The following is a 24,328-nucleotide window of genomic DNA, read 5'->3' as shown; positions in this document are numbered from 1 at the left end:
CTGAAAGAAGTTATTGAATATTGCTAATCAGCTAAACCGGTTTAGGAAAGTGATACTAAACTGATGGATTCTGAATCGGCAATGCTTTTTGCTAAACCGGTTTAACAATTGTGATCAGGGCAACAATTCAGGCCACCGATAGGCAGCCTGCGGAGGGATATTACAGTTCGTGGAGATACGGCAGTGCAGTCATTGCCCCTTTGGCCGTTGTGGCGAGTGCGCCGCAGCGTTGTGCGAGTCCGATTATCGGGGGGAGATGATGGGGAATGGCAGAGCCTGCTGACGCCAGTCCGTAGAGAAGTCCCGCCACGAAGGCATCCCCTGCGCCGGTGGTGTCAACGCATTCCACTGACGTCGCGGGATAGTGGGTCATCGTGCCCTCATGCCAGGTAATCACCCCCTCTTTACCCCGAGTTACCAGCACCAGACTGGCAGGACAGCTTTGCATTAACGCCGTCAGACCGTCCTGTACCTGATGCTCCCCCGTTAAATAGCTCAACTCTTCCACGGAAAGTTTCACCACATCGGCTTTGGTCAATGCCTGCGCAAGGCACTGGCGCAACTCGGCATCATGACGCCAGAGATCGTGGCGGATGTTGGGGTCGAAGCTGACAAAACCACCGGTCTTTCTGATGGTTTCCATTGCCTGAAGTGTAGCGGAACGAGAGGGTTCTGCGCTCAGGGCAATCGAACAGACATGCAGCCACTCCCCAACCTGAAATGGCGGGAGATCATCAGATGTCAGGAACAGATCGGCGCTCGGGCGTACCATAAACGTAAACGAGCGTTCACCCTGTTCGTCCAGATCAACCACCACCGTTGATGTGCGATGCTGCGGGTCCCGCCGCATCCACTGAACGTCGACCTGTTCGTCCGCAAGCATCTTTTGCATAAACCTGCCGAATGGGTCATCACCGACTCTGCCGATAAACGCGCTTTTGCCGCCGAGGCGGGCAATGCCAACCGCGACATTGGCCGGTGCGCCCCCGGGGCATTGCAGTAATCTGCCCTTACCATCCGGCAGAAGATCCACAACCGCGTCGCCAAGCACCCAGATCTTTTCCATGTAATCCTCATAGCTAAATAACGTTAAACCGATTTAGCTATTTAAGCACAAGCCAGGATACTGGGAAATACATGGGTTAGAGATCCCCGGAAAGACCGCTAAGCTGCGAGGAGAACGACAATATTGCCGGCACGTCAAAAAACGTCACTATTTGCAGTCAAAGAGACTTACTACAGCAACGTGGCCAGCGAAAAGTTGCGTCTTCCCACCCACGATACATGTGACATCATCACCGCCGCTGTAAAGGCTCTGGATCGTATCTTTCTTGAGGGCCATTGTTACGCGAAGGCAGGTGTGATGCTGAATGACTTTACCCCTTCTGGCGTTTCTCAGCTTAACCTGTTTGACGAGTTACAACCTCGGAGGGATAGCGCCGGAATGGCAAATGAATAGTGAAATGCTCTCACCATCTTATGCAACAAAATGGTCAGATCTTCCTCGCGCTTACATTTGCTAATTCTGACCACCCGGTATATACGCTGGTTAACCTGCAGGCGGAGTAATCTGCTTCAGCGACTTTGCAGCTTCCTCTTCAGACATATGAAACTGAACGCGATGATACGCAGTGACATCGAGTGCAAACACCTCCGTAGAGACAACCCAAAAAACTGAAAGTAATGACGGTAAAAGGCTGCAAATATTTGGGCATCGGTCATTACGCACAGTTGACACTGGGTAGTACAAAAAAGTCTTAGCTTGAGATATTTTCCTTTTTCCAAACGGACCCCATCATGTGCAATGTCAACACCTGACAGAGTAAATGTCATGAATTTAACTACATGATGAGAGATATAATGAACGGGACAATAACTTTATATCATCATTTATGGCGATGATTGAGTAATGAAATATCCAGGCGGAAAAAGCAAGTGCTTTCAGCGGCTCATTAATATTATGCCGCAGCACCATACTTATATTGAAACCCATCCAGGTGGTGGGACTGTCATGCGCAATAAATTACCGGCCGACAGAAATATAGGTATTGAGCTTGATATCAATATAGTACAGCGATGGCGTGATGAGGAAGATAACGTATGTGAACGTGTTCACACAGATGCGGTATCGTTCCTTCGGAACTATAAGTTTAAACGATAGCGTAGCGAAAGACTTCACTACAACGCTGGCGAACCTTCTTTGCCTTCTCTGTCGCGCCACGGCTTTCCATTCGACGTAGCACATTCAGTAGAACCTAAAGGCCTCCAGAACGTCAGAAGCATACCCTTCTGACCATCGGCTTCGTTCCGTGCCATTCAAGCGCCACGGCCTGAAACGTGTTGTTGAGCTGCACATCAACCCGCTTTTCTTCTTTCCTGGCAAAATGATGGATCGATACCTTCGGCCAGCTTTTTCTTGGCTTCATCACGTAGTGCCCTGGCTTGTGCAAGGGAGACTGCCGGATAGACACCAAAAGCCATACGCTTCTCTTTTCCATTGAAGCGATATTTCATCCGCCAGTATCGAGAACCAGAGGGAACGACTTCAAGATACAAACCAGCTCCGTCTGCCAGCTTGCAGGCTTTCTCTCTGGATTTAGCGACATCAACCTGTCGGGCATTTTAGCTTCATTGGGGGCATATCCCTGGACCGAGCACAGAATACCCCCACTTGTGCCCCCAACTGTAACTTGATTCCGGTTGAGTCCAGTTGATAACAGGAGATAAGATACGGGCCAGAAGGCGCAGTATACGGGCTTTGAGTTGATTTCGGTAGACCTGGGAAGAATTTGGAATGGTGATAATAGGAACATAACACATCGCATATTCTCTTTGATAAATACATATATTTTCTTGTTTCATCTTTATAAATGCCCCCTTTTGTGCCCCCACCTTGTTTTTCATGCGACTCGATGAGACTTTCATCGAGTCGTTAATCTCATCAAATTCTTCACGTATCGTGGAAACCTTCACAGATCTCCATCCCCTCACAGCCGTGATCGGCTAAGAACAATATTACTTACCTCCCTGTAAGAACACCGGCTCATCAGCCCGCACGCTTTCCTAGCTTGAAGAATGTCTGTCGTAGTCAAATATGGTGCTTGTATCTGAGAGGTAAATCCATTGCGATCGATACGAACTAACTCATATTTCTCTACCAGAAAGTTAACGGCATTAGCCAGAGTGATACCGGCATCGATATGCTCCTTTATAACGGTTTCATCGCTAAAAGGTGTGTCGCTTAGCATTAGGCCATAGTGCTGCTCAAGCAGACGAGTAAGTAACATTTGCCAGACTGCAACGGGCGACAGACAGGGCTTCGCCGCCCGCGAAATTGTAGCAGGTAGTTTTTTCATGTTTGCTCTCGTGAAATTTGTTAGCGTTGTGTGGGATAAATGGCGATGTATACGTAGCCGCAACTACCCAGGGTATCGGCTTCGCAGGTGAAACCGTTGTGGTACAGGGTGACACAGTGGGCATGGCGGGGATTCATTTCACCAGTGGTCAGCATCGATTCCATCTGGCTGATAAAATGCGGAAATGCCACATCCAGCTTAAGACATTCTGCTTTGCTGAACTTACCGGTGATACTGGCCCGGTCAGCCAGATAATGCAGCCGGTTCCCCTCCTGCACCAGACGGGCTCCCAGGCGTGGAGTGATATTCCGCTGCAGGCCCCAGGTGATGTTACTCATTACAGTTCTCCACTATTGTCAGTTCAGGGTGATACTCATCAGGCAGGCATAAGGCCCGTTGCGGTCCTGGCGGCGTTCGGCGTATACCGCCAGCACGCCGGGAATGTCAGGAACTACCTTACCGGTGTAATGACAGACACTGCCGTGCCACTGGTATCTGCCGGTGCAGTATCGAAAAATGCGGGAGGCCGGATGCTGACGGTAAATCGTCATCGCCCGGCGTTTACTGATAATTTTCATGTAATACCTCAAAGCAGACCGTGTTCAGCGAACGACAATATCTGCGTGCCACCGACGATGAGATGGTCAGGCACACGGATATCAACGAACTGAAGCGCCTGCACCAGACGCTGCGTTATGGTCTTATCTGCCTGGCTGGGAGTGGTGTCGCCGGAAGGGTGGTTATGCGCCAGTATCACTGCTGCCGCATTGAAGTACAGGGCGCGTTTGACCACTTCCCGGGGATGAACCTCGGTGCGGTTAATCGTGCCACTAAAGAGCGTCTCATGAGCGATAAGCTGGTTCTGATTATCCAGATACAGCACCCGGAACTCTTCCCGCTCAAGTGCGGCCATATGCAGTCGCAACCACTCCCGAACGGCATGAGTGGAGGTGAAGGCTACCCCAGGCTCATGCAGGTGCCGCTCCAGAGCCCTGAGCGCCCGCTGAATGAGACGCCGGTCCTGTGGCGTCATCTCGCCGGGTAAAAAGGAAAGCTGTTTCATCCGTTGTTCCTCCTTTCAGTCGATGATACGCAGAATGGCGTGAGCTTCGGGATGCTGCAGGGCATAGTCCCGCAGGCGATAATAGTGTGCGGTCATTGCGTCACATTCTGTACGACAGGCGTGATGGCTGTATTCAATCAGGCAGATAGCAATACCTGCGGCTTCTGCGCTCATTTGCGCACCATTACCGTTCATGCTGTTGAAAAGATGCCATTTATCGTCACTGTCAGCATCAGGAGCCATAAACGCGCCGCCATTGCTGAGCGTGTAAAAGGACCAGATACCACCGCTGTACTCATCACAGAAGCGGTCCATCCAGGCGAAAATGCGGGGCTTCAGGATTATCCACTGCGGAATGGAACCAAAGTGTGTCGGCCAGAATGAGAGCCGCTGACGATCGGGCACAACAGAGGCGGTAATACCTGTCGCTGGCGATTGTTCCTGAAAGGGCGTAACGCTATTGCTATTGAATGCGTTCATGATGTTTCTCCGAAATAAAAAGCCAGCGACTGTGTGCTGGCGTGAAGTCGATTACATAACGTTAAAAACAAAAAGCCCCTGCTGCATAAGCAACAGGGGCCGGATGAGAGTGGTTATCTCTGTTTTAGTGGGGCTGTGCTATCAGAAGGCGACTTTCAGCGTGGCCTGCCCGTTGTAACCGTCAGCGCTGTTACCGCTGACACTACGGGTATAGCCGCCCTGAATACCCAGCGTCACGTTCTGGCGGATAAGTGCATCGATACCCGCCTGGAGATCAACCGCTGTGCCATCCTGAGACGGGGTAAAGGTAACATTGCTTCCCGCCGTGGCCGTTCCCATGCTCAAATCACCATCTGAGCTGAAGGTACGAATAACAGACGGACGCGCCCACCAGTTCACCGGCAGTTCGCTTACGCTGCGTTTCGTGCTGTCGCCAAAACCTGCCTGTGTGGAAGTACCGTTACCGAAGGCCATCTCTGACTGGCTGCCGAAGCGAACACCGGCACGAATATGCTGTACGCTACCGTCACCGAGGTTCACGTAGCCGCCATTGTCATAGCCGTTATTCAGGGACAGCCCCTGCCAGACATACTGAAGCTGCGGCTCCAGTATCAGGCCACTGGTCACACTGAACGACAGGCCCGTTTCCAGCGAGCCCAGCCAGCCCCAGCCGTGGGTAGCGAAACTGTCTGCATCAGACGTCGCTTTCAGGTTATGACGGGAGCCCTGAGCCACCACATCCGCCCACAGGCCGCTGGCGGCATGCACGGCGGTCAGGTAACCGCCCAGGCTGTACACATCGTCACGGGCAGTCCCGGCGCGGGAGCGGTCATCGTCTTTTACATCAACAGAAGAATGTCCTGCTGCACCGTACACACCGGCTTTCAGTGATGGCGTACTCAACATGTCACCACCCAGCTGTACGAAGCCGTAGCTGCCGCTGCTTTCCGGTGTCGCACCCTGTGCAATTCCGCCGTTATTATCATGTCCCATGTGACCGCCCTGGATGCGTCCCCAGACTCCGCTGTCACCTTTGACCGCGCTGCGCTGGTTGTAACTGCCTGCCAGTGCGCGGTCATAGTCCATGCTCTGCGCAAACAGCGAAGCATAAAGAGCAACTTCAGCACGATAGCCAGCTTCGCTGGTCAGATACCAGTTTTCATCCGCAGCACCGTGGTTCAGGATGTAGTTATACGCACCAGCCTGCAGTTTGCTGCCAAGTGCAAAGGCCCCGGCATCCGTCGTGGCACCGTTAATCGCATCCACTACTTTGATGCCGTTCCCCGTGGTGGCGAGGCCCAGCCCGGCATCACCGGCATTGGTGAAATTCAGCCAGGTTTTACCCGTTGCCTGCCCACCATCAATAACCAGCATATCAGCCGGGAAGTCTGGGTTAGCCAGATTAATGCTCATGTTAATGGTGCCCCCCTGGCCGACAATGTTTGTCGTGGTGAGCTTGCGGGGAGTAAAGGTAATATCAGAGGAAGCAGCAAACAGGCGAGTTCTGGCGGCATCGCTTTGCTCAGGCGCGAAGGTTATCGTACCGGCATTTTCAATGGTGCCGGTACTGATGACATCCCCCGTAATCGTCAGGTTTGCATGCTCAGCCAGGCTGGTGGTTCCGGCCAGCCCACCGCCATTTCTCACACTCAGCTCGCCGCCGCTGCCAACGGCTGTATTTTCCGCTATCGCACCGGATTTAACGCTAAAGTGACCGCCGTTTTCCAACCAGAGCCCACTGGCTTTGCCAGATGCAGCATCAATACTGAATTCACCATGCGCGTTTGTACCGCTGACCGTTGAACCGCTGTCGGCAATCAGGGCACCGCCCTCATTTATAGTCACGTTTGTCGCCGTTCCGCCGTTGTTAACCGCCAGCACACCGCCCTTATCGACCATTGTTGTGTCTGCGGCATTGTCAGTGAGGACATCCAGTCGCCCCCCATTTTCCAGCACCACATTGCTTGCGTTACCGGAAACCGAATCAACACTGAAGCTGCCTAGCCGGTTGGTGCCGGACACATCCGCAGCCGTATTTGTCACCAGTGCGCCACCGGCATTGATAATGACATCTGAGGCTTTGCCACCCGCCACCACGCTGAGTCTGCCGCTGTTATTGACCGTGGTATCGCTGACCTGAGCGCCGTCCTTAACTACCTGCCAGCCACCGTTGTTGATGACGGTATCCGTTGCTGCCGCACCGGAATGAACGTACTGATAGCCGCCATTTAGCGTGGTATTTTCTGCACTGCCATGAACGCTCTGGTCACCGCCAGCATTCACCGTCGTAGCGACGACGGTCCCTTGCTCGAAAACGACCTGGCGGCCATTTTCATTGATGGTTGTATTTGTTGCGGTACCAGAAACAAACATCCCGTCGCTGTTTTCCGAATCCGGACCACCCTGTGCGCCGGTATTCACAACGGTGCCAATTGCCTGAGCCCCCCCTTTAACTACCATGTAGCCGCCTTCATTAATGACGGTACCGCTGGCAATCCCGCCGGAATGTACCCATTGCTCGCCACCGTTCAGTACCGTACCGGAAGACTGACCGTGTACGCTCTGACCACCACCGGTATTTATCGTTGTATCGCTGGCACTGCCGCCTGCAAGCACCGCCTGAAGACCGTTACTGTTTATGGTGGTGTGGTTTGCTACGCCACCATCCTGTACGAACTGGCCGCCCTGATTGTTATCTTCATCATCGCTGCCGTACTCAAGCCCAGTGTTAATGGTGGTGTTATTCGCCTGCCCGTAAACCAGCTGTGTGTCGTTATTGCTGATAACCACCCCGTCAGTCGTCTCCCCGACAGGTACAGAGGTCTCTGCCGCCAGTGCTGTACCAGAGGTCAGTCCGGCAACGGCTAGTGCGAGTACTGCGCCAGTACGCTTTCCTTTTGCTTTTGCCAGTTCTGAAACAACCACAAATGCGCCAAGAACTTCGTTCCAGACCAGCCGATAGCTGGTATTCAGATTTCGCTTCATCGTATTAACCTTGTTGTGTGTAAATAAAAAAGCCAGCATCCACTCTCCGTGGATGCTGGCTGGTGAAAAACTTCAGGGTGAGGTAAATGCATTCAGCGACTGCTGGATGCAGCGGAAATGCGGCAGAGCCCGGGCAAAACCGGTATTCTCTGCCATCCGCCAGAGCCTCTCGTTACGTCTGAATATCTCCGTTGTGGGCTGTACCACATGGATTTCATTCAGGGTGAAAACAGCCGGACGCTCCTGATATTCAGCGATCAGATACCAGTGACCTTCCTGCATCATCAGCCGATACGGTGCCAGCCGTTCGCAACGCTGTCCGTCAGCGAGCAGCGTGACGCGATAGCAGGCGGTAATGGCTTTGACCAGACGATAGAATGACAGTGACGCTGACGGGCTGGTTATACCCATAGCTTCACCCGCCAGACAGGGCGCGTCGTTGCAGTTCAGCAGCAGGCTGACCAGTCGACGGTCCAGCCCCGGAAACAGATCGGCTACACCTGTACGGTGAGCGAAGGTCAGCACATCCAGCTCGGCCTGCGCACCACTCACGCCCGTCCGCAGGCGGTAACAACCGTTGCTACATTCAAGATCCAGATACATTAGCCGTTCGCGAAAATCGCGGTACAGAGTACGTGCAGATACACCAAACTCTGCGGTCAGCCTGCGCATATCCAGCGTTTCGCCTGCGACAAGACGACTGATAATCAGCGACAGCCTGATCGCCAGCCTGTCGTGGCGGCGCTCTGTCTGTGTCATTATCATTTCTCCATACGAGTTAACTGACTGAAAGGGTTATGATTCTAAAGAAGGGGTCTGACAGGGTATGTCCGGGGCAATAACTATTTTTCGATGGACAGGAAGCCACTGCTCACTGGGTAAGCCGTTTTTTTGTTCAATTAATCAGCAATACAAGAAGAGGTGAATTGACAGGGCATGTCATTCTTTAACGAGGCATTAACTTTTCAGATGCAGAATCTGAAGTTAAACAGACTGAAACTGTGACAACATCGTTTCCGCCATCACCCACAGCGCACGGTTGAGTTTTACGTCCCCGTCAATGCCACGCACCGCACGGGTATGCGTTCGTCCGCCTTTAGCATTGCGTCCACTAAGCCCGCCCTTAATCAGGTTTTCCTGTACACGCTGATAAGTGGTCCACAGATCATTGCTCTCATCCTGCCAGCGGCGTGGGGAGAGTATCTGCGATTCAGTAACAGGCTGGTGGTCCTCACCAAAGCGATACGTAAGCGCTGCTTTCGCAAGTGCCTGCTGCGCAGGTGGCGGTAGCATCAGAGACTGCATGGCATCGCGTTTCTCTTCCACCCGGTCAAAAATCCCAAGCACTTCATAAGCCCCTTCAATCACCTGACTCACCACATCACCTTTATGTGGTACCCGCACCTCACCAAACGATTCACCGCAGACAAGCCCGTTCTGACACACCGCACGAAATAATCCCGGCAGCATTTGATACGAACTGGTGCCATCATGAGAGTTAAGCAGAATGATTTCCGGCACCTGTTTACCTGTAATTTGCCCCTCCCGCCGCAGGCGAAGCATGTGCCTGGTGTGTTCCCGACGCCCCGGGTCACGCACGCGGGTCTGACAGGCAAAGAATGGCTGAAAGCCTTCGCGCTGCAGGCTGTCCAGCAGGGAGATGGTTGGAATATAGGTATAACGTTCGCTGCGGGATTCGTGTTTGTCCTGGCTGAAAACGCTGGGCACCACACGAAACAGTTCTTCGCGGGTTAACGGACGGTCACGACGGATAAGATTTGCTGCGCCAAAGCGCGAAGCCAGACGGGTCATAAACAGGCTCCTCATAATGGAAAACAATAATAGAAAGCCCTGCCGCACAGGCGACAGGGCTCATGGAATAACAGGTTGGAATTAAACGCTCAGAAGAAGAAATCCCAGACAGCACGGGCCACTGATACCACGGTGGTGCGCATGGCCTGAATGATGGTCCGCACCGGAGTCGGTATCAGCGGGAAAGTACTCACCGTATCCAGCACCGCACCGATAGTTTCACCAAAATCAACGCGCGCTTTTTCCTGGACTACTGTTGTGCGAAAGGGAGACTGCAATTGCGCTACCACCGGGCTGCTGGCCACGCTCGGCAGGCAACGAATCATTCTCTCCGCCATTGTTCGTAATCCCCACTTAGCCCGGACCGATACGGCACATACAGGATGAACAGGCTGGAACAATTCATGCAGCAGGCAAATTTTATGGCTAATGTTTTGCTTCTGCTCTGTGGATAAGTAACCGCCACCGCTAGTGGGTTCGGTCTTGTCCGACTGACTAATAACAAACAGCACCTTATGCCGGTACGACTCACCAATTATCTGATGATAAAAATGCTCATCCACCGCCAGCGCCCGATCATCGGCCTTGATCAGCCACAGCACCAGGTCGAGCCGGGGAAGCTGATCACGGTACAGCCCGGCATACTCGCTATCGCGTGCACTACTTTCCCCTACGCCGGGCAGGTCTACCAACGTCATAACGCGCTCGCCAACCTGAAGGCGAAAGCGCAGAGGTTCCCGGGTACAGGCTACCACATCGCTGACAGGCGATACCTCACCAGCAAACAGGGCATTGCAAAGGCTACTTTTGCCTGCTCCCGTTTTACCCATAATACCTATAACCGGTTCATACTCAGTTATCTGTCTTATTTGTTGCAATAAATGCTCAGTAACCCATTCAGGTAATCCAGATACCGGCTTTAGCAAAGAAGAATAACCGTATTTATTTTTCATAACACCACCCTCTTATTGATAATAAAAAGGCAGCTTACACGGCTGCCTTTTTGAATCCTTCATGGGGATGATATATATCCAAAAAAACATTCAGCGTGGATTCAATTTTTGCCTCCATGCCAGATGAATAGCATATTCAATAACTCTGGCATTTGAGATCCCTTCTCTCACAGATATATCACGAAGCTTATCATGAGTCTCCTGAGAAATGATCACGTTAAGGGCTTTATTTTTATCTGCACGCTTCTTCTCTCGACTTTTCTGTGTGCTCAATGCACTTTTAAATTTTCTTATGAATAGTTCTCTTTCTGCTTCAGTCCTAAAAAAATCCTCACGCCAGATAAAATATGATGCATAACAGTATGCGATTTTTTCTTCTGTTCCTTCAGCATGCCGATACCTTTGCAAGGTAACATTATTTTCCTGCAAATAATTCAGCAACCAGTCAATGGTTACCCCTGCTTTCCCATTAACATCAGAAAATAAATTTTTCTTTGTGATTAATTCATTCCACTCATTATGTAATTTTAGAATATATTGCCTGGTATTGCCTTCAGAAATACTTTTTACAACTTTATCTTTGATAAGCCGCACCCGAAGATTATGGACCGGTGGAATATCGAATCCTAAAGTGAATGGTTCATTTAACAGAGAATTTCCTACCTGAATAGGGAAAGTGTTTGTATAGGGTGCATAACCCGAGGTAACGTGATCTTGATCTGTTTTACAAAGTAACCAATAACTAGCCCTGGAGTCTGTGGTGAACCATTCAAGCTCATCTTCACATGGAATCTCTTTTTTAGCTTCAACCCGGGTGTTATTGATAAAAGTATCTACTTCTCTTTCGGAACCTTTATTCCCACTCAATAATAAATTGCGCACTCTCTTTTCATAGTTTGCAAGATTTGCTTCGGACGACTCAGGAGGAATATCAACCTCGAATTTCTTTAATTTAAAGTACAAAAATAAAATGAGATTCCTTTCATCATAAAATGAAACCACCACCACCCCCTTGTCACTACGTGATTATAGGTACAAAAATACCCATTTTTGCACATTAACTCAATGAGTTATTGTTGATAACGTGTATACGGTCACGAAAATTTGGCTTCTTGAGGATTGGGGGATAGCAGAAGGGAAGAAGTAAAAGAACTGTTTGGGTACTGGATTACAAAGGGATATAAAACTCTAAGCGCAAATATAAACAGATTGAAATAGCCATTACGAATTATAAAAAACCTTACTGCTTTATATGCATGAAGTGGGATATTTCAATTTCCAGAATCACTTAAAAGGCTCATTATAATTTTTACATAACAACCGGTTGTTATGCCAGAACGCAAACTCAATTCCAAATTGAGCTCTACCACACTAATAACAACCGGAGAATCTAATATGACAACTGAAACACTATTAACTGAAGACAAATTAGTTGACATGTTATTTATCACCACCCTAACTGGATTAACTGATAAGTGGTTTTATAAATTAATTAAAGATGGTGAATTTCCAAAACCTATTAAGCTAGGGAGAAGTTCTCGCTGGTTACAGAGTGAAGTTGAAAATTGGTTAAGAGAACGAGTTAAAGCATCGCGAATCTGAAATGAAATTACGCCCACACCCCAACAATTTAAATATCGGACTGCATATTTACATCATAAACATCATTATATAACCCACATGTTAACTTCGGAGTAAAAATAAATGACCACCAGCTAATAAAACCACATCTTGCATGACACACATTAAAATTAACGCCCCGGATTGGTAATATATACAACAATATACAACGCATCCAACCATCAACACACTCATCCATTGCAAGTATATAAAAGACAACAGTCAATACACTCTGCACATATACACAACCCCACAAATCAAACTAACAAACATTCAAATCAAAACCATAAATCACCATTTAATTACCTCGTCAACCCAAGGTAAGAAATCACCCTAGATACTATACAGACAACAGGAATTTATGATGCTTAACGATATTTATCTTGATCAACGTCATTCCCCATTCAATACAATGTATCTGCAACGGATGCTTAGCGTAATTAATAACGCTACAGCACAATATCCACGAACAATGGCTGTTCGTGTAGACCTACGACTTCCTGATAACCATGATGAATGTAAGGCTGGTCTTATCTCTCGATTTATAGAATCACTAAATGCAAAGATTGAAGCACGATATCGAAGCAAACAAAAGCAGGGTGTTCGATGCTACCCATGTCATTTACGTTACGCCTGGGTCCGGGAGGTTGGAGAAGTAAACAAGAAGTCTCATTACCACATGGTACTCTTTGTGAATAAAGATACTTTCAACGGGTTAGGGGCGTACAGTGAAAATGGAACTGGATTAGCCAGCCTGATACAGGCAGCCTGGCTGAGTGCTTTACAGTTGAGCCCTCCCCCCGGATATCGAACGCTGGTACATATCCCGGACAACCCATTGTATTACCTGGACGTCAACGATTTAGACTACAAAACGGTTTACGATAAACTCACTTTCAGGCTGAGTTATTTTGCGAAGGAGCGCACCAAGTCATACAGCCGGAATGAACGCTCATTTGGCTGCAGCCAGTCCTGAGGCAAAACAAACTAGCTCTACAAAAATTTTTAAGCCTGGCTCTAATCGACTGAATCTCAGCATACTCCGCTTTTGAAGCCTTGACACGTCAGTTGTTCTTTCACCTCTGAGTGGCTGCTCGCGACTGTCTGCAGGAGACTGATTATGTTATTGACCGCAAAAGCCATTAACTGACTTTTCGACTTAATCTCCTTAAGTTATGTGAGAAATTTGCCGATATGAAAACATGATCCCCCAGTCGCTACTGACATGCCCTGTCAGTAGCGACTGGTAATCTCAAGGAAAAATTACAAGGAGAACGCGCATGAGCGGGCATGAGGTAATGGTACAAAGAATAACCGCTATTATTGCAGAACTTTACCAGTACGGTTTTGTATCACGTAAGAAGATGATGGACGAATTCAACATCAGTGAGCGTACTTTGTATCGTGATCTTAATCGTCTGGGCGACAGAATCGTCCCCGATGGTGATGGTATTTACAGGCTGGCTCCCGCTTACGCTAAACCTCAGGCTCTAAAAGAACAACAAAATCTCATCAATGCCCTGGGGATGGCAGAGTTATTCCCTGTAAAAAAAATCTTCTCCCAGCCTGACATGACTTCACTGATCATCAGATCGCTGCCCGGAGATCCAGAAGCGAAACGCGTACTTGAGAATAACTATAGTGTGTTCGATAAAGCGATTCGTGAAAATAGCCTTTGTGAATTTCATTATAAAGGGAAACATCGGACCGTCGCGCCTTATAAGCTTATTAACATAAAGAGCGTCTGGTATCTCGGTGCGGTAGAGAATGAAAAGGTTAAAGGATTCCAGCTCACCAAAATTCATTGGCTGAAATTTAAATCAGAGCACTTCACACCACAACCCCATATCACACAATACTTTGCTGAAGAAGATGATGTCTGGTTTTCTTTGGATAAGCAGATTGTACTCCTTAAAATTTCAGCCGACGTAAGCCATTTTTTTAAACGTCGAAATGTTCTGCCTGTCCAAAAGTTAATTCGTCAGGAACCTAATGGCGACTTGATCGTGCAAACCAAAATGGCACACGAAAACCAGCTATTTCCATTATTACGTTATTGGTTACCAAACCTCACTATTATTTCCCCGATTAGCCTACAACAACGTTTTTATCAGAAGCTCAACCAGCAGATAATAGAAATGAAAAACCCATTGCAGTGAAATTATTTTTGACAACATACAGCAGGAGTAAAAAATGTTACGTGGTTCAGAAAGAAAAGAAGCATTAGCCAGTCTCAAAAGTGCAACTAACCGTTATGAAGTACAGGCTAAAGACACCCAGGATGAGATCACTGCCCTCTTTCTGTTACGCCAGAAATGCAGTAAGGACCTGATTGCCCGTGGTGAAAATTTTGTTAATCGACTGGCGAATACACCGAAAGAGTTTGATAAATCCTGGAGCGAATTGAAAGCGGAAATCGCTGAATTTGATAACGTGGTGGAAAAACTGGAAGAAGAATACCGCGCATCACATATTGGTAAAGGAACGGCTGCTGCGGGGGTTGCCGTTGGGGCGGGGGTCGCCGCATTTGCCCCTACGGCTGCGCTGGCGGTCGCAACAACTTTTGGTACAGCATCCACGGGTACCGCTATTGCTACGTTAAGCGGAGCTGCCGCAACAAATGCAGCCCTGGCATGGCTCGGCGGCGGCGCACTGGCTGCGGGTGGCGGTGGCATGTCAGCAGGAAGCGCACTACTGGCTCTGGCGGGTCCAATAGGCTGGGGGATTGGTGCTGTAGGCATCGCTGGCGGAACCCTACTAGCCCGTCGCAAAAACGGTAAAATCATTGATGAGGCACAACAGGAAGAGCGCCAGGTTCGCGCAAAAACCAGCGAACTTCGCGTGATGGAACGTGGTGCGCAAGAACTCAAGATGCTCACATCCGAGCACTATCATGGTACTGAAAGCATTATTGATGTGCTGGAAAAGGCTGCGCCTCAAGACTATTGCCAGTTTAATACCCATCAGAAAGATCAATTAGGGGCATTGATTAACCATATCAATGCATTATCAAAACTGATCAACAAGAAAATCCAGTAATGAGCATTAACCATAATACAGTTGGCGACCAGCTTATCGGCAGCGCGGTTAACGCCATTAATCAGACCCGCATTGATAGTGAACTGTTAAAACTATCGCAGCAGGAGCGTGCATTTGAGTTGGCTGGCGAACAAATGCAAAAGGTGCGTGATTTCATCGCGTCACCGGGTAACATCCTGGGCTCAATGAGCACCAAACACGGTGAAATTGCTGAGCAGGTAGAAGTTGGCGTGCGCAATGCTCGCCAGGCAATAGAAGAAAGGGTTCAGGATGCCTCTGATCTTAGCGCCACGTTTGACGGAGTGGGTCGAACCGCTCCGGCGGATTATATGATAGATGGCGTTGACGTGCAGTCAAAGTTTATCAACGGAGTTAATAATAACCTGAACCATGTCCTTCAGCACATGGAAACCTATCCCAATTTTACCCAGGGAGAATCCTTTTACCATATCCCCAAAGACTCCTGGCAAACGATTCAGAATGTTATTGATGGGAAGCCGGTGGAGGGCTTGAGCGAAAAAACAATACAGGCTATCAGGGATAAAGTTGCAGAAATTGAAAGTACAACGGGAAGATCCTTTAATGATGTCGTGCGTCCTGGAGTTTCTGATTACAAAGATGTTCAGTGGGGAAAAATTGACGAAACGCTTGATAAACATGATCAGGAATTAGCGGAACAGAACGAGGCAAAAAAAGCAGAAATTATTGACAATCACCAACCCTCCCTAAGTGAAGGCATGCGTGCAACCGCAATGGGAGCCGCTTTCGGTGGAACCTTTGCTCTTGTAACAGGTATATATAGCAAATACCGTGATGGTAAAAATATATTTCGTGGAGATTTCAACAGACAGGACTGGCAGGATGTCGGCTTAGATACATTGAAAGGTGCCGCTATTGGCGGTGTATCCGCCGGAGCAATTTATACCCTGACCAATTATGCCTCTCTGGGAGCACCGTTCGCCAGCGCGCTGGTCACTGCCGCTAAAGGTGTAAGCAATCTTGCTCTCTCCTATCAGCGCGGTGAGATTAATGCTGATGAATTTACCGATCTTGGCCTTATCATCTGCGCGGAATCGGCCATCGTTGGCGCAATGTCTGTCGCAGGTCAGGCAATCATCCCTGTGCCTGTTTTGGGGGCATTGGTTGGTTCTATCTCAGGGAAGTTTATGGTTACCGTAGCTAAAAATCTGGACAGTAAAGCACGCCAATTGCTGGCGAAAAAAATGGAGCAATTTACATGTCGCTTAAGTGAGATTGAGCAGAAAGCACTCAACCGAATTTTGAACGAGTTCGCGGCGCTGGGTGAGCTTACCGCAGCTGCATTTAGCGTGGAAAACAATCGCCGGTTGCTGGAAGCAAGCATCACGCTTGCCCAGGCCCACGGTGTTGAAGAGGTGAAGATAATCAAAAATGCGGATGATCTTGACACATTTATGATGGCGTAGCACTCGAATAAAAATTACAGCAAGGATAAAACCACAATGCTACAGATAATTGGTGCGTTAATTTTACTGGTAATCGGTTTTGTTATTATAAAAGCGTTGTTTAAGGCATCTCTCAATATTCTAGGTGTGATATTAGGATTGGGTGCATTGATTGTTGCAGGCCCACCTTTATTGGCGGGCTATATTGTAGAGCGCGTAACCTATGCGCTTCACTCACGTTGGCTGCTGGGTGTACCTCTTGCCATAGCAGGAATGGTGATTAGCTTTATGTGGGGACTTGATGGTAAACATATTGCCTACGAAGCTTATTCATTTGATTCAATGAAGTTTATTTTAACCGCTGCATTTGCCAGTGGCCTGCTTGCAGTACCTGTACAAACCAAGGCTATTCTACAAAACGGGCTTATACCAGCCGATATCAATGCCAAACTTAAAGAGTATTATTGCTGTTTTTATGCGTCTTACTTTTTGATGGCCTGCTCTGCGGCTACACCGTTTATAGCCTGGCAATATAATATCTCATCTTCACTGATGTGGTGGACAGGATTGCTATACTGGATAGCAGCCTTACTGACACAGTTCTATGCGGCAAACCAAATTCAGGAACTCAAGAAGTTAACTAATGCCATCAATACAGGGTTAAATGAGCAAAAAGCGATCAATAACAAACTTTGGCTGACGGAACTAAAAGAAGGAAGTAACCTCTCAGCAGAATTCGTAGAGACTATCTATCTCAAGTTGGTCTCACAGCATATTTTTCAGGGCGATACTCGAGAGCAGGATCTGGCTGGTGAAAACTGGCTTTTAAATGATGCCTGGTATGAAAGAAAGATGGCTGAATTTAATGAGCAGTTAAACAGTAAAATAGTACACTCATCAGATGAGCTAAGAAGCCTTTTTGGTAATAGGCTGAATTTACCCTCTGCTGCGAATGATGATCTCCTGAACCGTTATCTTGATGGTGGGAACTATTATTCTTTTTCGGATGGTCGAAAATTTGTCTCGTTTCACTATGTCGACGAGCTTTGTACCTGCACTTCATGCGGTTTGAGCGAGATTAAAAACGCAAAACACCAGGGCGGTGGTGGGAGCCAGGAATGGTATTGCTCTGATATTTGCCGGGAAACGGAAAAACTCTGCATTGAAATTCACAAGCGACCACAGGCTGAATTTATTTCCAGTGCAGCAACAAACGGTCTGATTCTCATGACACTCCCGGAGGCCTGGAATACTAACGAAAAAATGTTTGCAGTGGGAGGACAAGGACATGGTTTTGCAGCCGAACGGGGAAATCATCTTACTGACAAAATCCAACTAAAAGATGCACATATTCTCGGTGATGATAATGCGAAAAATGGTGCAGACAGGCTGGTTAACGGTTCAGAGATTCAGACCAAATACTGTGCAACCGCTGCACGTAGCGTCGGTGCTGGTTTTGACGGACAAAACGGTAATTATCGCTATTATGACAGTAACGGAACCCCAATGCAGTTAGAGGTTCCGAAAGACCAGTATTCGAAAGCGCTTGAAACGATGGAGAACAAAATTCGCGATGGCAAAGTCCCCGGCGTTACCGATCCTGCAGAAGCCACAAAACTTGTACGTCAGGGACACCTGACTTATAGCCAGGCACAAAACATTACTAAGTTTGGCACGTTCGAATCTATCACTTACGACATTGCGGAAGGATCTATCATCAGCCTCGCAGCTGGAGGTATCAGCTTCGGTCTGACAGCTTCTATTTTCTACCTCAATACCGGCGATCGTAAGGCTGCGTTGCAAACGGCAGCAATACAGGCAGGTAAAACATTTACCCGCACACTGACAGTTTATGTGACGGTACAGCAATTACACCGTATCAGTGCCGTTCAGGGGTTACTTAAAAATATTGATTTTGCCGCTGCCAGCCCGACAGTTCGTAATGCGCTTCAACAGGGAGTCGGAGCTAACAATCTCAACTCCCTTAACAAGATGATGCGTGGCACACTGGTTACCTCTTTCGCACTGGTCGCCGTGACCACTGGTCCGGATATGATCAAAATGGTGCGAGGTCGTATTTCTGGGGCACAGTTTATAAAAAATCTGGCAGTTACTTCATCTGGTGTGGCTGGGGGTGCAATTGGTTCTATTGCTGGCGGAATGATGCTTAGTCCATTAGGTCCTTTCGGTGCTTTAGCAGGACGCGCAGCTGGTGGCTTGTTAGGCGGTATGATTGCCACAGCTATTTCCAAAAAAATAGCGGGTGCACTGGTTGAAGACGACCGAGTAAAAGTGCTGGCTCTCATCCAGGAACAGGTTACATGGCTTGCAACAAGTTTCATGCTTACAGAACACGAACTTGAAAACCTGAACGCGAATCTGGCAACAGTAATTGACCAAAAAACCCTGGAGGTTATCTTCGCCGCAAAAGAGCAAGACCGAGCAACGGCCAATATGCTGATTAAACCACTTGTAGTAAGTGTGGTTAAGCAACGACCGGTCCTGAGCTATGAACAATCGCAAATCTGCGAATTGGTCGATCAGCTTGATACATCGGTTTCATTATCTGCTGTTGCATAATGAAAGGTATAAATTCATTACCATCGTGATATGGTGCTTCAGACGAAGCAAACTTAAATACCATTAACCCCATGATACTATTGTAAAATCCAAAAAAACAATGGTAATCATCATAATGAACTGGTTCGAACAGACTTGCGGAAGAGTTTGGAGAATTAACAAATAAGGGGGCATTTGCCCCCTTCATCTTTATTTCAGTCGTTTACCTGCATCATCAACAACTTTCTCACCGTCTTCCTTAGCAAATGCGCCTTTTTGCGCATCCGGAAGAATATCCAGTACCACTTCGGAAGGACGGCACAGACGTGTTCCCAATGGTGTCACCACAATCGGGCGGTTAATCAGGATCGGATACTGAAGCATAAAATCGATTAACTGATCGTCAGTAAACTTATCTTCCGCAAGCCCCAGTTCTTCATAAGGTTCAACATTTTTACGCAATAGTGCCCGTACCGTTATCCCCATATCTGCAATGAGTTTGAGCACCTCATCGCGTGAAGGTGGATTTTCAAGGTAAAGAATAACGTTCGGTTCAGTACCGCTGTTGCGGATCATCTCCAGCGTATTACGAGACATGCCGCAGGCTGGGTTGTGATAAATGGTGATGTTGCTCATATCAGTATCTCATTACAACGTGAAAGAGAGACGTAGCGCCAGCGCTGCCAGTGTTACAAACAACACAGGAAGAGTCATGACGATCCCGGTGCGGAAATAGTATCCCCAGGTGATGGTCATATTCTTCTGTGAAAGGACATGCAGCCAGAGCAGCGTTGCCAGGCTACCAATAGGTGTTAATTTTGGTCCCAGATCGCAGCCAATCACATTGGCATAAATCATCGCTTCTTTGATAACGCCTGTTGCGGTGCTGCCATCAATAGAGAGAGCTCCAACCAGCACGGTAGGCATGTTGTTCATGATGGAAGACAGGAAAGCCGTCAGGAAGCCAGTACCGAGCGTCGCGGCCCAGAGTCCTTTATCCGCCAGTACATTCAGCACACCAGAAAGGTATTCGGTTAGCCCGGCATTGCGCAGACCGTAGACCACCAGGTACATCCCCAATGAGAAGATGACAATCTGCCATGGCGCACCGCGCAGCACTTTGCCAGTGTTAATGGCATGGCCTCGTTTAGCTACTGCAAACAGGATCACAGCTCCAACAGCCGCAATCGCGCTAACGGGAATACCGAGCGGCTCAAGGACAAAAAACCCAACCAGCAGAAGAATTAAAACTATCCAGCCGGTTCTGAAGGTTGCCAGATCTTTAATCGCCTTTGCCGGTGCTTTCAGGAGAGCCAGGTCGTAAGTCGGTGGAATATCTTTGCGGAAGAACAGATGTAGCATCACCAGTGTGGCGATAATAGCGGCAATATCCACTGGCACCATTACCGACGCATACTCAGTGAAGCCCAGTCCAAAGAAGTCCGCCGAGACTATATTCACCAGGTTCGACACGATAAGCGGCAGGCTAGCCGTATCGGCAATAAAACCGGCAGCCATGACGAATGCCAGCGTGGTGCCTTTGCTGAACCCTAATGCCAGCAGCATGGCGATGACTATCGGCGTCAGAATAAGTGCCGCACCATCGTTGGCAAACAGTGCCGCCACCGCCGCACCGAGCAGAACGATATACGTAAAGAGCAAACGTCCACGACCGTTACCCCAGCGGGAAACGTGCAGTGCTGCCCATTCGAAAAAACCGGACTCATCGAGCAGCAGGCTGATAATAATTACGGCAATAAAGGTCGCCGTCGCGTTCCAGACGATATTCCACACCACCGGAATATCGCCCACATGCACAACGCCAGATATCAGAGCCAGTCCCGCGCCCAGCATTGCGCTCCAGCCGATCCCTAATCCCTTCGGTTGCCAGATAACCAAAACAATGGTCAGGACAAAAATAGCGCCTGCCAGTAACATAAATCCTCCAGACAGGACGGCTCTGACGCCCTGTGTATACAAAAAATTAAACTGCCAGCTCTCTGAGTTTCTCGATGCCAGTGGGCTCTGATGCCAGTACGGGTACTAACGCTATGCGGCTTGCATGCTAGTTCTTCACAGCCTCGATCTGAGGAAGTTCTTGTTGAGCACGCAGACAAAGCAGTGGTGAATGAGTCTGTGCAACAGAAAGGCTGTTATTGATAATCCAGCCCCAGGGATGAATCCCCGCGCGCTCAAGATCGGACTGCAGGTTTGCAGCTTCCAGTACAGGTGTGGTTTCAGGCAGAGTGACCAGCAGGACTTTGGTACGTTCCGGGTCCTGAATCGAAGTTTTTCCTACACCTCCCTTACCGGTGAAAAACAGGTAAGACGGGATATTCTGTAAGAATTTCATATGTCCTCCTGACATACTCAACAACAGGAAGTTTTACCACCACAGCAACTGGCGGGAGCTAAACCCACCTTTTCCAGCGGTATACCAAACCAGCGAGCCAGTTCAGCGCGTTTCGGGTATCGCCCGGCCATCACTGTTTCACCATCCAGTAACAGCAGCGGAAGCCCTTCAGCTCCAGAAGCTTCAAGGAAAGCTTTCGCTTTCTCATTCTGAACGAAGCTCATAGGCTGCTGCGCCAGGTTGTAACGTTCGATCTGGACCCCACGCCCTTTCAGCCATTGAACATCAGCAGAAAAATCGACCAGAAGCTGATCGACATCTGAACCACAAACGCCGGTACTGCAGCACAGCGCCGGATCAAACACCGTTAACGTTTTCATCTTTAACACCTCACATTCGTAAAAACATATATGTATAGGCAAATTTTTTAGATACAAACAGCCTTACCGCTGCCAGAGCAGTTGGCTGATGCCAGCTTACGGGCGATGGCCTGTACGTCGTCCTGTTGGCTTAGCCAGGCCTGCTCAATCACCTGGGCAGCCCAGGAAGGAATATGCGGAGATAAGCGGTAATGAACCCATTTTCCCTGCTTGCGATCCAGCAATAGGCCACTCTCCCGAAGCATTGCAAGGTGGCGGGAGATCTTGGGCTGTGACTGTTCTAGCGCAGTGCAAAGGTCGCACACGCACAGCTCTCCCATCTCTCTGAGCAGCAACACGATGCCCAAACGGGTTTCATCGGAGAGGTTTTTGAAGAGTTGTAATGCTATGATTTTCATCGAATTTAACGAAGCCTTGAAATTGTGTTGCTTAAAGAATAGATGCATTACATATGGTAAATCATATATTTAACATCATGGTAGTCCCTTCGTTTAACCAAATCAACTAATAGATCTTCCGCAAAAAATGAGCAAAATTCGGTTGCATAGTTTACGTGATACCTCATCATGAAATAGATTTTTACTTTAAAGAGGGATTTTAAGTTGGAAATATCATCTCTGAAACTCAAGGGTTTTAGAAACTTTAAAGATGCACACATCAATTTTAACTCAAATACTCTGGTCATCGGTGCCAATGATGTTGGCAAAAGTAATATGTTGCATTCGCTAAGAATGCTATTAGATAAAAGTATATCAGATTCAGAAATTGAACCAAATGAACTTGACTTTCATTTAGAAAACGGAAAATCATGTGAAGAATTTGAAATTATTATTCATTTTAAAGATATCAATGAAGATGCAGTACTTTCAATTTTGAAAGGGAATGTCAGTGACTCAGGTGAATCGTTCATTAAGTACATTGCACAAAAATCCGATCTCAGCTATAAACTTTTTATTGGTGAGTCTTTAGAGTCTTTACAAGAAATCAACTCTCGCTATTATCTTAAATTCGTTAATTTAAAATATATTCAATCACAACGAGATTTAGAGAGGTTTATTCGTAAAGAAAAAAGACAACTATTAAAAATCGCACAGCAATCATTGAACTCTGAAGAAAGAGAAGAAGATGACGATTTGTTAGGAGAGATAAGTATAGATTTACAGTCTATTAATGATAAAATATCTCAACTTATATATGTAGAAAGAGCTACAAAAGATGTCAACGATGAGCTAAAAAAACTTGCGCATCATTACTCAGAGTATTCTGTGCAACTAGATACTGGGGCAATTGGAATAAATGACTTTATTGACAACCTACAACTTGGAGCTAATACAAATGGTTCTAATGTTATGCTTGGAGGAGACGGGCGAAACAATCAAATATTATTAGCTTTATGGAAAGCGAAAAGTATTAAGGAACATGATATCGAGAACGAGGTTATCTTCTATGTTATCGAAGAACCTGAAGCACACCTACATCCTCACCAACAAAGAAAACTGGCTGATTATTTGATATCAGAACTTCCAGGTCAAACGATCATTTCATCCCACTCACCACAAATAGCTGTAAACTTTGAACCAGGCTCAGTAATAAGGTTGCTTGACCGTGCTGGACACACAGTAGCCGCAAGTGAAGGGTGTTCTAAAGATATTTCAGATGGCTGGGAAGGAATGAGCTATCGGATGAGTATATTGCCAGCAGAATCGTTTTTTTCAAATGGAGTTTTCTTAATCGAAGGACCATCAGAAGTTTTATTCTACCATTCTTTAGCCGAAAATTTAAACATTGATCTTGATTATTTAAATATTTCACTGGTTTCAGTGGACGGAATATCATTTAAAATTTACGTAGCTATACTAGATGCTTTAGAGATCCCATGGGTAATGCGAACGGATAACGATATATCTAAACTTAAAGATCAAGACAAGTGGCAATATTCAGGTATAAACCGATGTTTAGATATAGCCGGTTTGGAAAAGTTTGAACATAGCGACATACAAATAGTACCTATAGATACTCTGACCAGCGGTGATTGGCAAACAGTTTCTGAAGAAATAAATAAATGCGGGGTATATTTATCCAAAGTTGATTTAGAAACTGATCTGGTAGGAGAATTAAGCGCACCAATTTTAAACGCTTTAGGTAAGAAAAATGACCAAGGTGCGATAGAGTACTTACAAAAGAAAAAAGCATTAAGAATGCGAGAACTTCTTAAAGATATAAAAACAGACCTTCACAAGCTTAATGCCGGTGAATTAATTAAACCGTTAAACCATCTTGTAAAAATAATTAGAGGTGAATGAA

General features: G+C 47.5%; 23 protein-coding genes and 3 pseudogenes. 8 read left to right on the top strand and 18 right to left on the bottom strand.

The window, feature by feature from the left end; all coding sequences use genetic code 11:
* Nucleotides 1-160 precede the first annotated feature (160 nt).
* Complete coding sequence (cscK, locus tag OGX84_RS16420) at nt 161-1,066, bottom strand: fructokinase (protein WP_012133766.1); 906 nt, start codon at nt 1,064-1,066, stop codon at nt 161-163.
* Between the two features lie 100 nt (nt 1,067-1,166).
* On the opposite strand from cscK, the pseudogene OGX84_RS16415 reads away from it, so the two are divergent.
* A pseudogene (locus OGX84_RS16415) lies at nt 1,167-1,523 on the top strand (DUF4113 domain-containing protein); the annotation flags it as partial.
* Nucleotides 1,524-2,153: 630 nt separating this feature from the next.
* On the opposite strand, the pseudogene OGX84_RS16410 reads toward OGX84_RS16415, so the two are convergent.
* The 12 genes and pseudogenes from OGX84_RS16410 to OGX84_RS16355 form a co-directional block, all read right to left on the bottom strand.
* Nucleotides 2,154-2,574: pseudogene (locus tag OGX84_RS16410) on the bottom strand (tyrosine-type recombinase/integrase); the annotation flags it as partial.
* Between the two features lie 54 nt (nt 2,575-2,628).
* On the bottom strand, nt 2,629-2,973 hold the full coding sequence (locus OGX84_RS16405; RefSeq protein ID WP_286458201.1) for a hypothetical protein: 345 nt from the start codon (nt 2,971-2,973) through the stop codon (nt 2,629-2,631).
* 14 nt (nt 2,974-2,987) lie between these two features.
* Entirely contained in the window at nt 2,988-3,356 is a 369-nt protein-coding gene (locus OGX84_RS16400) for a TA system toxin CbtA family protein (RefSeq protein WP_121265183.1), read from the bottom strand.
* Between the two features lie 20 nt (nt 3,357-3,376).
* Complete coding sequence (locus OGX84_RS16395) at nt 3,377-3,694, bottom strand: type IV toxin-antitoxin system YeeU family antitoxin (RefSeq protein ID WP_275055238.1); 318 nt, start codon at nt 3,692-3,694, stop codon at nt 3,377-3,379.
* 18 nt (nt 3,695-3,712) lie between these two features.
* Entirely contained in the window at nt 3,713-3,934 is a 222-nt protein-coding gene (locus OGX84_RS16390) for a DUF987 domain-containing protein (RefSeq protein ID WP_023233115.1), read from the bottom strand.
* An 8-nt stretch (nt 3,935-3,942) separates the two neighbouring features.
* Nucleotides 3,943-4,419 (bottom strand): JAB domain-containing protein, encoded by a 477-nt coding sequence (locus OGX84_RS16385; RefSeq protein ID WP_114263041.1) that lies wholly within the window; start codon nt 4,417-4,419, stop codon nt 3,943-3,945.
* 15 nt (nt 4,420-4,434) lie between these two features.
* Nucleotides 4,435-4,899 (bottom strand): antirestriction protein, encoded by a 465-nt coding sequence (locus OGX84_RS16380; RefSeq protein WP_121265179.1) that lies wholly within the window; start codon nt 4,897-4,899, stop codon nt 4,435-4,437.
* Nucleotides 4,900-5,040: 141 nt separating this feature from the next.
* Nucleotides 5,041-7,884 carry an Ag43/Cah family autotransporter adhesin gene (locus tag OGX84_RS16375; RefSeq protein ID WP_275055239.1) on the bottom strand — a complete coding sequence of 948 codons (2,844 nt, stop codon included), beginning with the start codon at nt 7,882-7,884 and terminating at the stop codon, nt 5,041-5,043.
* 72 nt (nt 7,885-7,956) lie between these two features.
* A complete protein-coding gene (locus tag OGX84_RS16370) occupies nt 7,957-8,643 on the bottom strand; it encodes a WYL domain-containing protein (RefSeq protein WP_275055240.1) in 687 nt (228 codons plus the stop codon).
* Between the two features lie 225 nt (nt 8,644-8,868).
* The gene (locus OGX84_RS16365; RefSeq protein ID WP_047738083.1) at nt 8,869-9,696 is read right to left on the bottom strand and encodes a DUF932 domain-containing protein; all 828 of its coding nucleotides are present in this window, start codon (nt 9,694-9,696) and stop codon (nt 8,869-8,871) included.
* An 89-nt stretch (nt 9,697-9,785) separates the two neighbouring features.
* The gene (locus OGX84_RS16360; RefSeq protein WP_121265177.1) at nt 9,786-10,649 is read right to left on the bottom strand and encodes a GTPase family protein; all 864 of its coding nucleotides are present in this window, start codon (nt 10,647-10,649) and stop codon (nt 9,786-9,788) included.
* Between the two features lie 90 nt (nt 10,650-10,739).
* Complete coding sequence (locus tag OGX84_RS16355) at nt 10,740-11,651, bottom strand: hypothetical protein (RefSeq protein ID WP_121265176.1); 912 nt, start codon at nt 11,649-11,651, stop codon at nt 10,740-10,742.
* A gap of 393 nt (nt 11,652-12,044) precedes the next feature.
* Between OGX84_RS16355 and OGX84_RS16350 the strand changes: the two genes are divergently transcribed.
* The 6 genes from OGX84_RS16350 (at nt 12,045) to OGX84_RS16325 (ending at nt 19,312) form a co-directional block, all read left to right on the top strand.
* Complete coding sequence (locus OGX84_RS16350; protein WP_121265174.1) at nt 12,045-12,251, top strand: helix-turn-helix transcriptional regulator; 207 nt, start codon at nt 12,045-12,047, stop codon at nt 12,249-12,251.
* Between the two features lie 382 nt (nt 12,252-12,633).
* On the top strand, nt 12,634-13,245 hold the full coding sequence (locus OGX84_RS16345; RefSeq protein WP_121265172.1) for an inovirus Gp2 family protein: 612 nt from the start codon (nt 12,634-12,636) through the stop codon (nt 13,243-13,245).
* Between the two features lie 304 nt (nt 13,246-13,549).
* Entirely contained in the window at nt 13,550-14,428 is an 879-nt protein-coding gene (locus OGX84_RS16340; RefSeq protein WP_286458194.1) for a helix-turn-helix transcriptional regulator, read from the top strand.
* A 34-nt stretch (nt 14,429-14,462) separates the two neighbouring features.
* The gene (locus OGX84_RS16335; RefSeq protein WP_047738096.1) at nt 14,463-15,308 is read left to right on the top strand and encodes a hypothetical protein; all 846 of its coding nucleotides are present in this window, start codon (nt 14,463-14,465) and stop codon (nt 15,306-15,308) included.
* Complete coding sequence (locus OGX84_RS16330) at nt 15,308-16,753, top strand: hypothetical protein (RefSeq protein ID WP_121265166.1); 1,446 nt, start codon at nt 15,308-15,310, stop codon at nt 16,751-16,753. Before OGX84_RS16335 ends, OGX84_RS16330 begins: the two co-directional genes overlap by 1 nt.
* A 36-nt stretch (nt 16,754-16,789) precedes the next feature.
* The gene (locus OGX84_RS16325) at nt 16,790-19,312 is read left to right on the top strand and encodes a YeeR family protein (RefSeq protein WP_275055241.1); all 2,523 of its coding nucleotides are present in this window, start codon (nt 16,790-16,792) and stop codon (nt 19,310-19,312) included.
* Nucleotides 19,313-19,501: 189 nt separating this feature from the next.
* Here OGX84_RS16325 and arsC read toward each other — a convergent pair whose 3' ends face one another.
* The 5 genes and pseudogenes from arsC to arsR form a co-directional block, all read right to left on the bottom strand.
* The gene (arsC, locus tag OGX84_RS16320; protein ID WP_121265162.1) at nt 19,502-19,927 is read right to left on the bottom strand and encodes a glutaredoxin-dependent arsenate reductase; all 426 of its coding nucleotides are present in this window, start codon (nt 19,925-19,927) and stop codon (nt 19,502-19,504) included.
* 12 nt (nt 19,928-19,939) lie between these two features.
* Nucleotides 19,940-21,229: an arsenite efflux transporter membrane subunit ArsB gene (gene arsB, locus OGX84_RS16315; protein ID WP_275055242.1), complete on the bottom strand. Its 1,290-nt coding sequence runs from the start codon at nt 21,227-21,229 to the stop codon at nt 19,940-19,942.
* Between the two features lie 46 nt (nt 21,230-21,275).
* Nucleotides 21,276-21,575, bottom strand: a pseudogene (locus OGX84_RS16310) (ArsA-related P-loop ATPase); the annotation flags it as partial.
* Nucleotides 21,576-21,661: 86 nt separating this feature from the next.
* Nucleotides 21,662-22,024 carry an arsenite efflux transporter metallochaperone ArsD gene (gene arsD, locus OGX84_RS16305; protein ID WP_121265158.1) on the bottom strand — a complete coding sequence of 121 codons (363 nt, stop codon included), beginning with the start codon at nt 22,022-22,024 and terminating at the stop codon, nt 21,662-21,664.
* 47 nt (nt 22,025-22,071) lie between these two features.
* Nucleotides 22,072-22,422, bottom strand: coding sequence for an As(III)-sensing metalloregulatory transcriptional repressor ArsR (gene arsR / locus OGX84_RS16300; protein WP_039272869.1), 351 nt, complete (start codon nt 22,420-22,422; stop codon nt 22,072-22,074).
* A gap of 204 nt (nt 22,423-22,626) precedes the next feature.
* On the opposite strand from arsR, the gene OGX84_RS16295 reads away from it, so the two are divergent.
* Nucleotides 22,627-24,327 (top strand): ATP-dependent nuclease, encoded by a 1,701-nt coding sequence (locus OGX84_RS16295; protein WP_275055243.1) that lies wholly within the window; start codon nt 22,627-22,629, stop codon nt 24,325-24,327.
* Nucleotide 24,328: the final 1 nt, after the last annotated feature.

The organism is Citrobacter sp. CK202 (assembly GCF_030333225.1).
Classification (GTDB): Bacteria; Pseudomonadota; Gammaproteobacteria; order Enterobacterales; family Enterobacteriaceae; genus Citrobacter_B; species Citrobacter_B koseri.
This window is presented reverse-complemented; position numbering and strand designations above follow the sequence as displayed.

What these genes read in the sequence shown, in the direction of transcription:
- cscK (WP_012133766.1), bottom strand. Translation starts at nt 1,066, where the DNA reads ATGGAAAAGATCTGGGTGCTTGGCGACGCGGTTGTGGATCTTCTGCCG.
- OGX84_RS16400 (WP_121265183.1), bottom strand. Translation starts at nt 3,356, where the DNA reads ATGAAAAAACTACCTGCTACAATTTCGCGGGCGGCGAAGCCCTGTCTG.
- OGX84_RS16395 (WP_275055238.1), bottom strand. Translation starts at nt 3,694, where the DNA reads ATGAGTAACATCACCTGGGGCCTGCAGCGGAATATCACTCCACGCCTG.
- OGX84_RS16390 (WP_023233115.1), bottom strand. Translation starts at nt 3,934, where the DNA reads ATGAAAATTATCAGTAAACGCCGGGCGATGACGATTTACCGTCAGCAT.
- OGX84_RS16385 (WP_114263041.1), bottom strand. Translation starts at nt 4,419, where the DNA reads ATGAAACAGCTTTCCTTTTTACCCGGCGAGATGACGCCACAGGACCGG.
- OGX84_RS16380 (WP_121265179.1), bottom strand. Translation starts at nt 4,899, where the DNA reads ATGAACGCATTCAATAGCAATAGCGTTACGCCCTTTCAGGAACAATCG.
- OGX84_RS16375 (WP_275055239.1), bottom strand. Translation starts at nt 7,884, where the DNA reads ATGAAGCGAAATCTGAATACCAGCTATCGGCTGGTCTGGAACGAAGTT.
- OGX84_RS16370 (WP_275055240.1), bottom strand. Translation starts at nt 8,643, where the DNA reads ATGACACAGACAGAGCGCCGCCACGACAGGCTGGCGATCAGGCTGTCG.
- OGX84_RS16365 (WP_047738083.1), bottom strand. Translation starts at nt 9,696, where the DNA reads ATGACCCGTCTGGCTTCGCGCTTTGGCGCAGCAAATCTTATCCGTCGT.
- OGX84_RS16360 (WP_121265177.1), bottom strand. Translation starts at nt 10,649, where the DNA reads ATGAAAAATAAATACGGTTATTCTTCTTTGCTAAAGCCGGTATCTGGA.
- OGX84_RS16350 (WP_121265174.1), top strand. Translation starts at nt 12,045, where the DNA reads ATGACAACTGAAACACTATTAACTGAAGACAAATTAGTTGACATGTTA.
- OGX84_RS16345 (WP_121265172.1), top strand. Translation starts at nt 12,634, where the DNA reads ATGCTTAACGATATTTATCTTGATCAACGTCATTCCCCATTCAATACA.
- OGX84_RS16340 (WP_286458194.1), top strand. Translation starts at nt 13,550, where the DNA reads ATGAGCGGGCATGAGGTAATGGTACAAAGAATAACCGCTATTATTGCA.
- OGX84_RS16335 (WP_047738096.1), top strand. Translation starts at nt 14,463, where the DNA reads ATGTTACGTGGTTCAGAAAGAAAAGAAGCATTAGCCAGTCTCAAAAGT.
- OGX84_RS16330 (WP_121265166.1), top strand. Translation starts at nt 15,308, where the DNA reads ATGAGCATTAACCATAATACAGTTGGCGACCAGCTTATCGGCAGCGCG.
- OGX84_RS16325 (WP_275055241.1), top strand. Translation starts at nt 16,790, where the DNA reads ATGCTACAGATAATTGGTGCGTTAATTTTACTGGTAATCGGTTTTGTT.
- arsC (WP_121265162.1), bottom strand. Translation starts at nt 19,927, where the DNA reads ATGAGCAACATCACCATTTATCACAACCCAGCCTGCGGCATGTCTCGT.
- arsB (WP_275055242.1), bottom strand. Translation starts at nt 21,229, where the DNA reads ATGTTACTGGCAGGCGCTATTTTTGTCCTGACCATTGTTTTGGTTATC.
- arsD (WP_121265158.1), bottom strand. Translation starts at nt 22,024, where the DNA reads ATGAAAACGTTAACGGTGTTTGATCCGGCGCTGTGCTGCAGTACCGGC.
- arsR (WP_039272869.1), bottom strand. Translation starts at nt 22,422, where the DNA reads ATGAAAATCATAGCATTACAACTCTTCAAAAACCTCTCCGATGAAACC.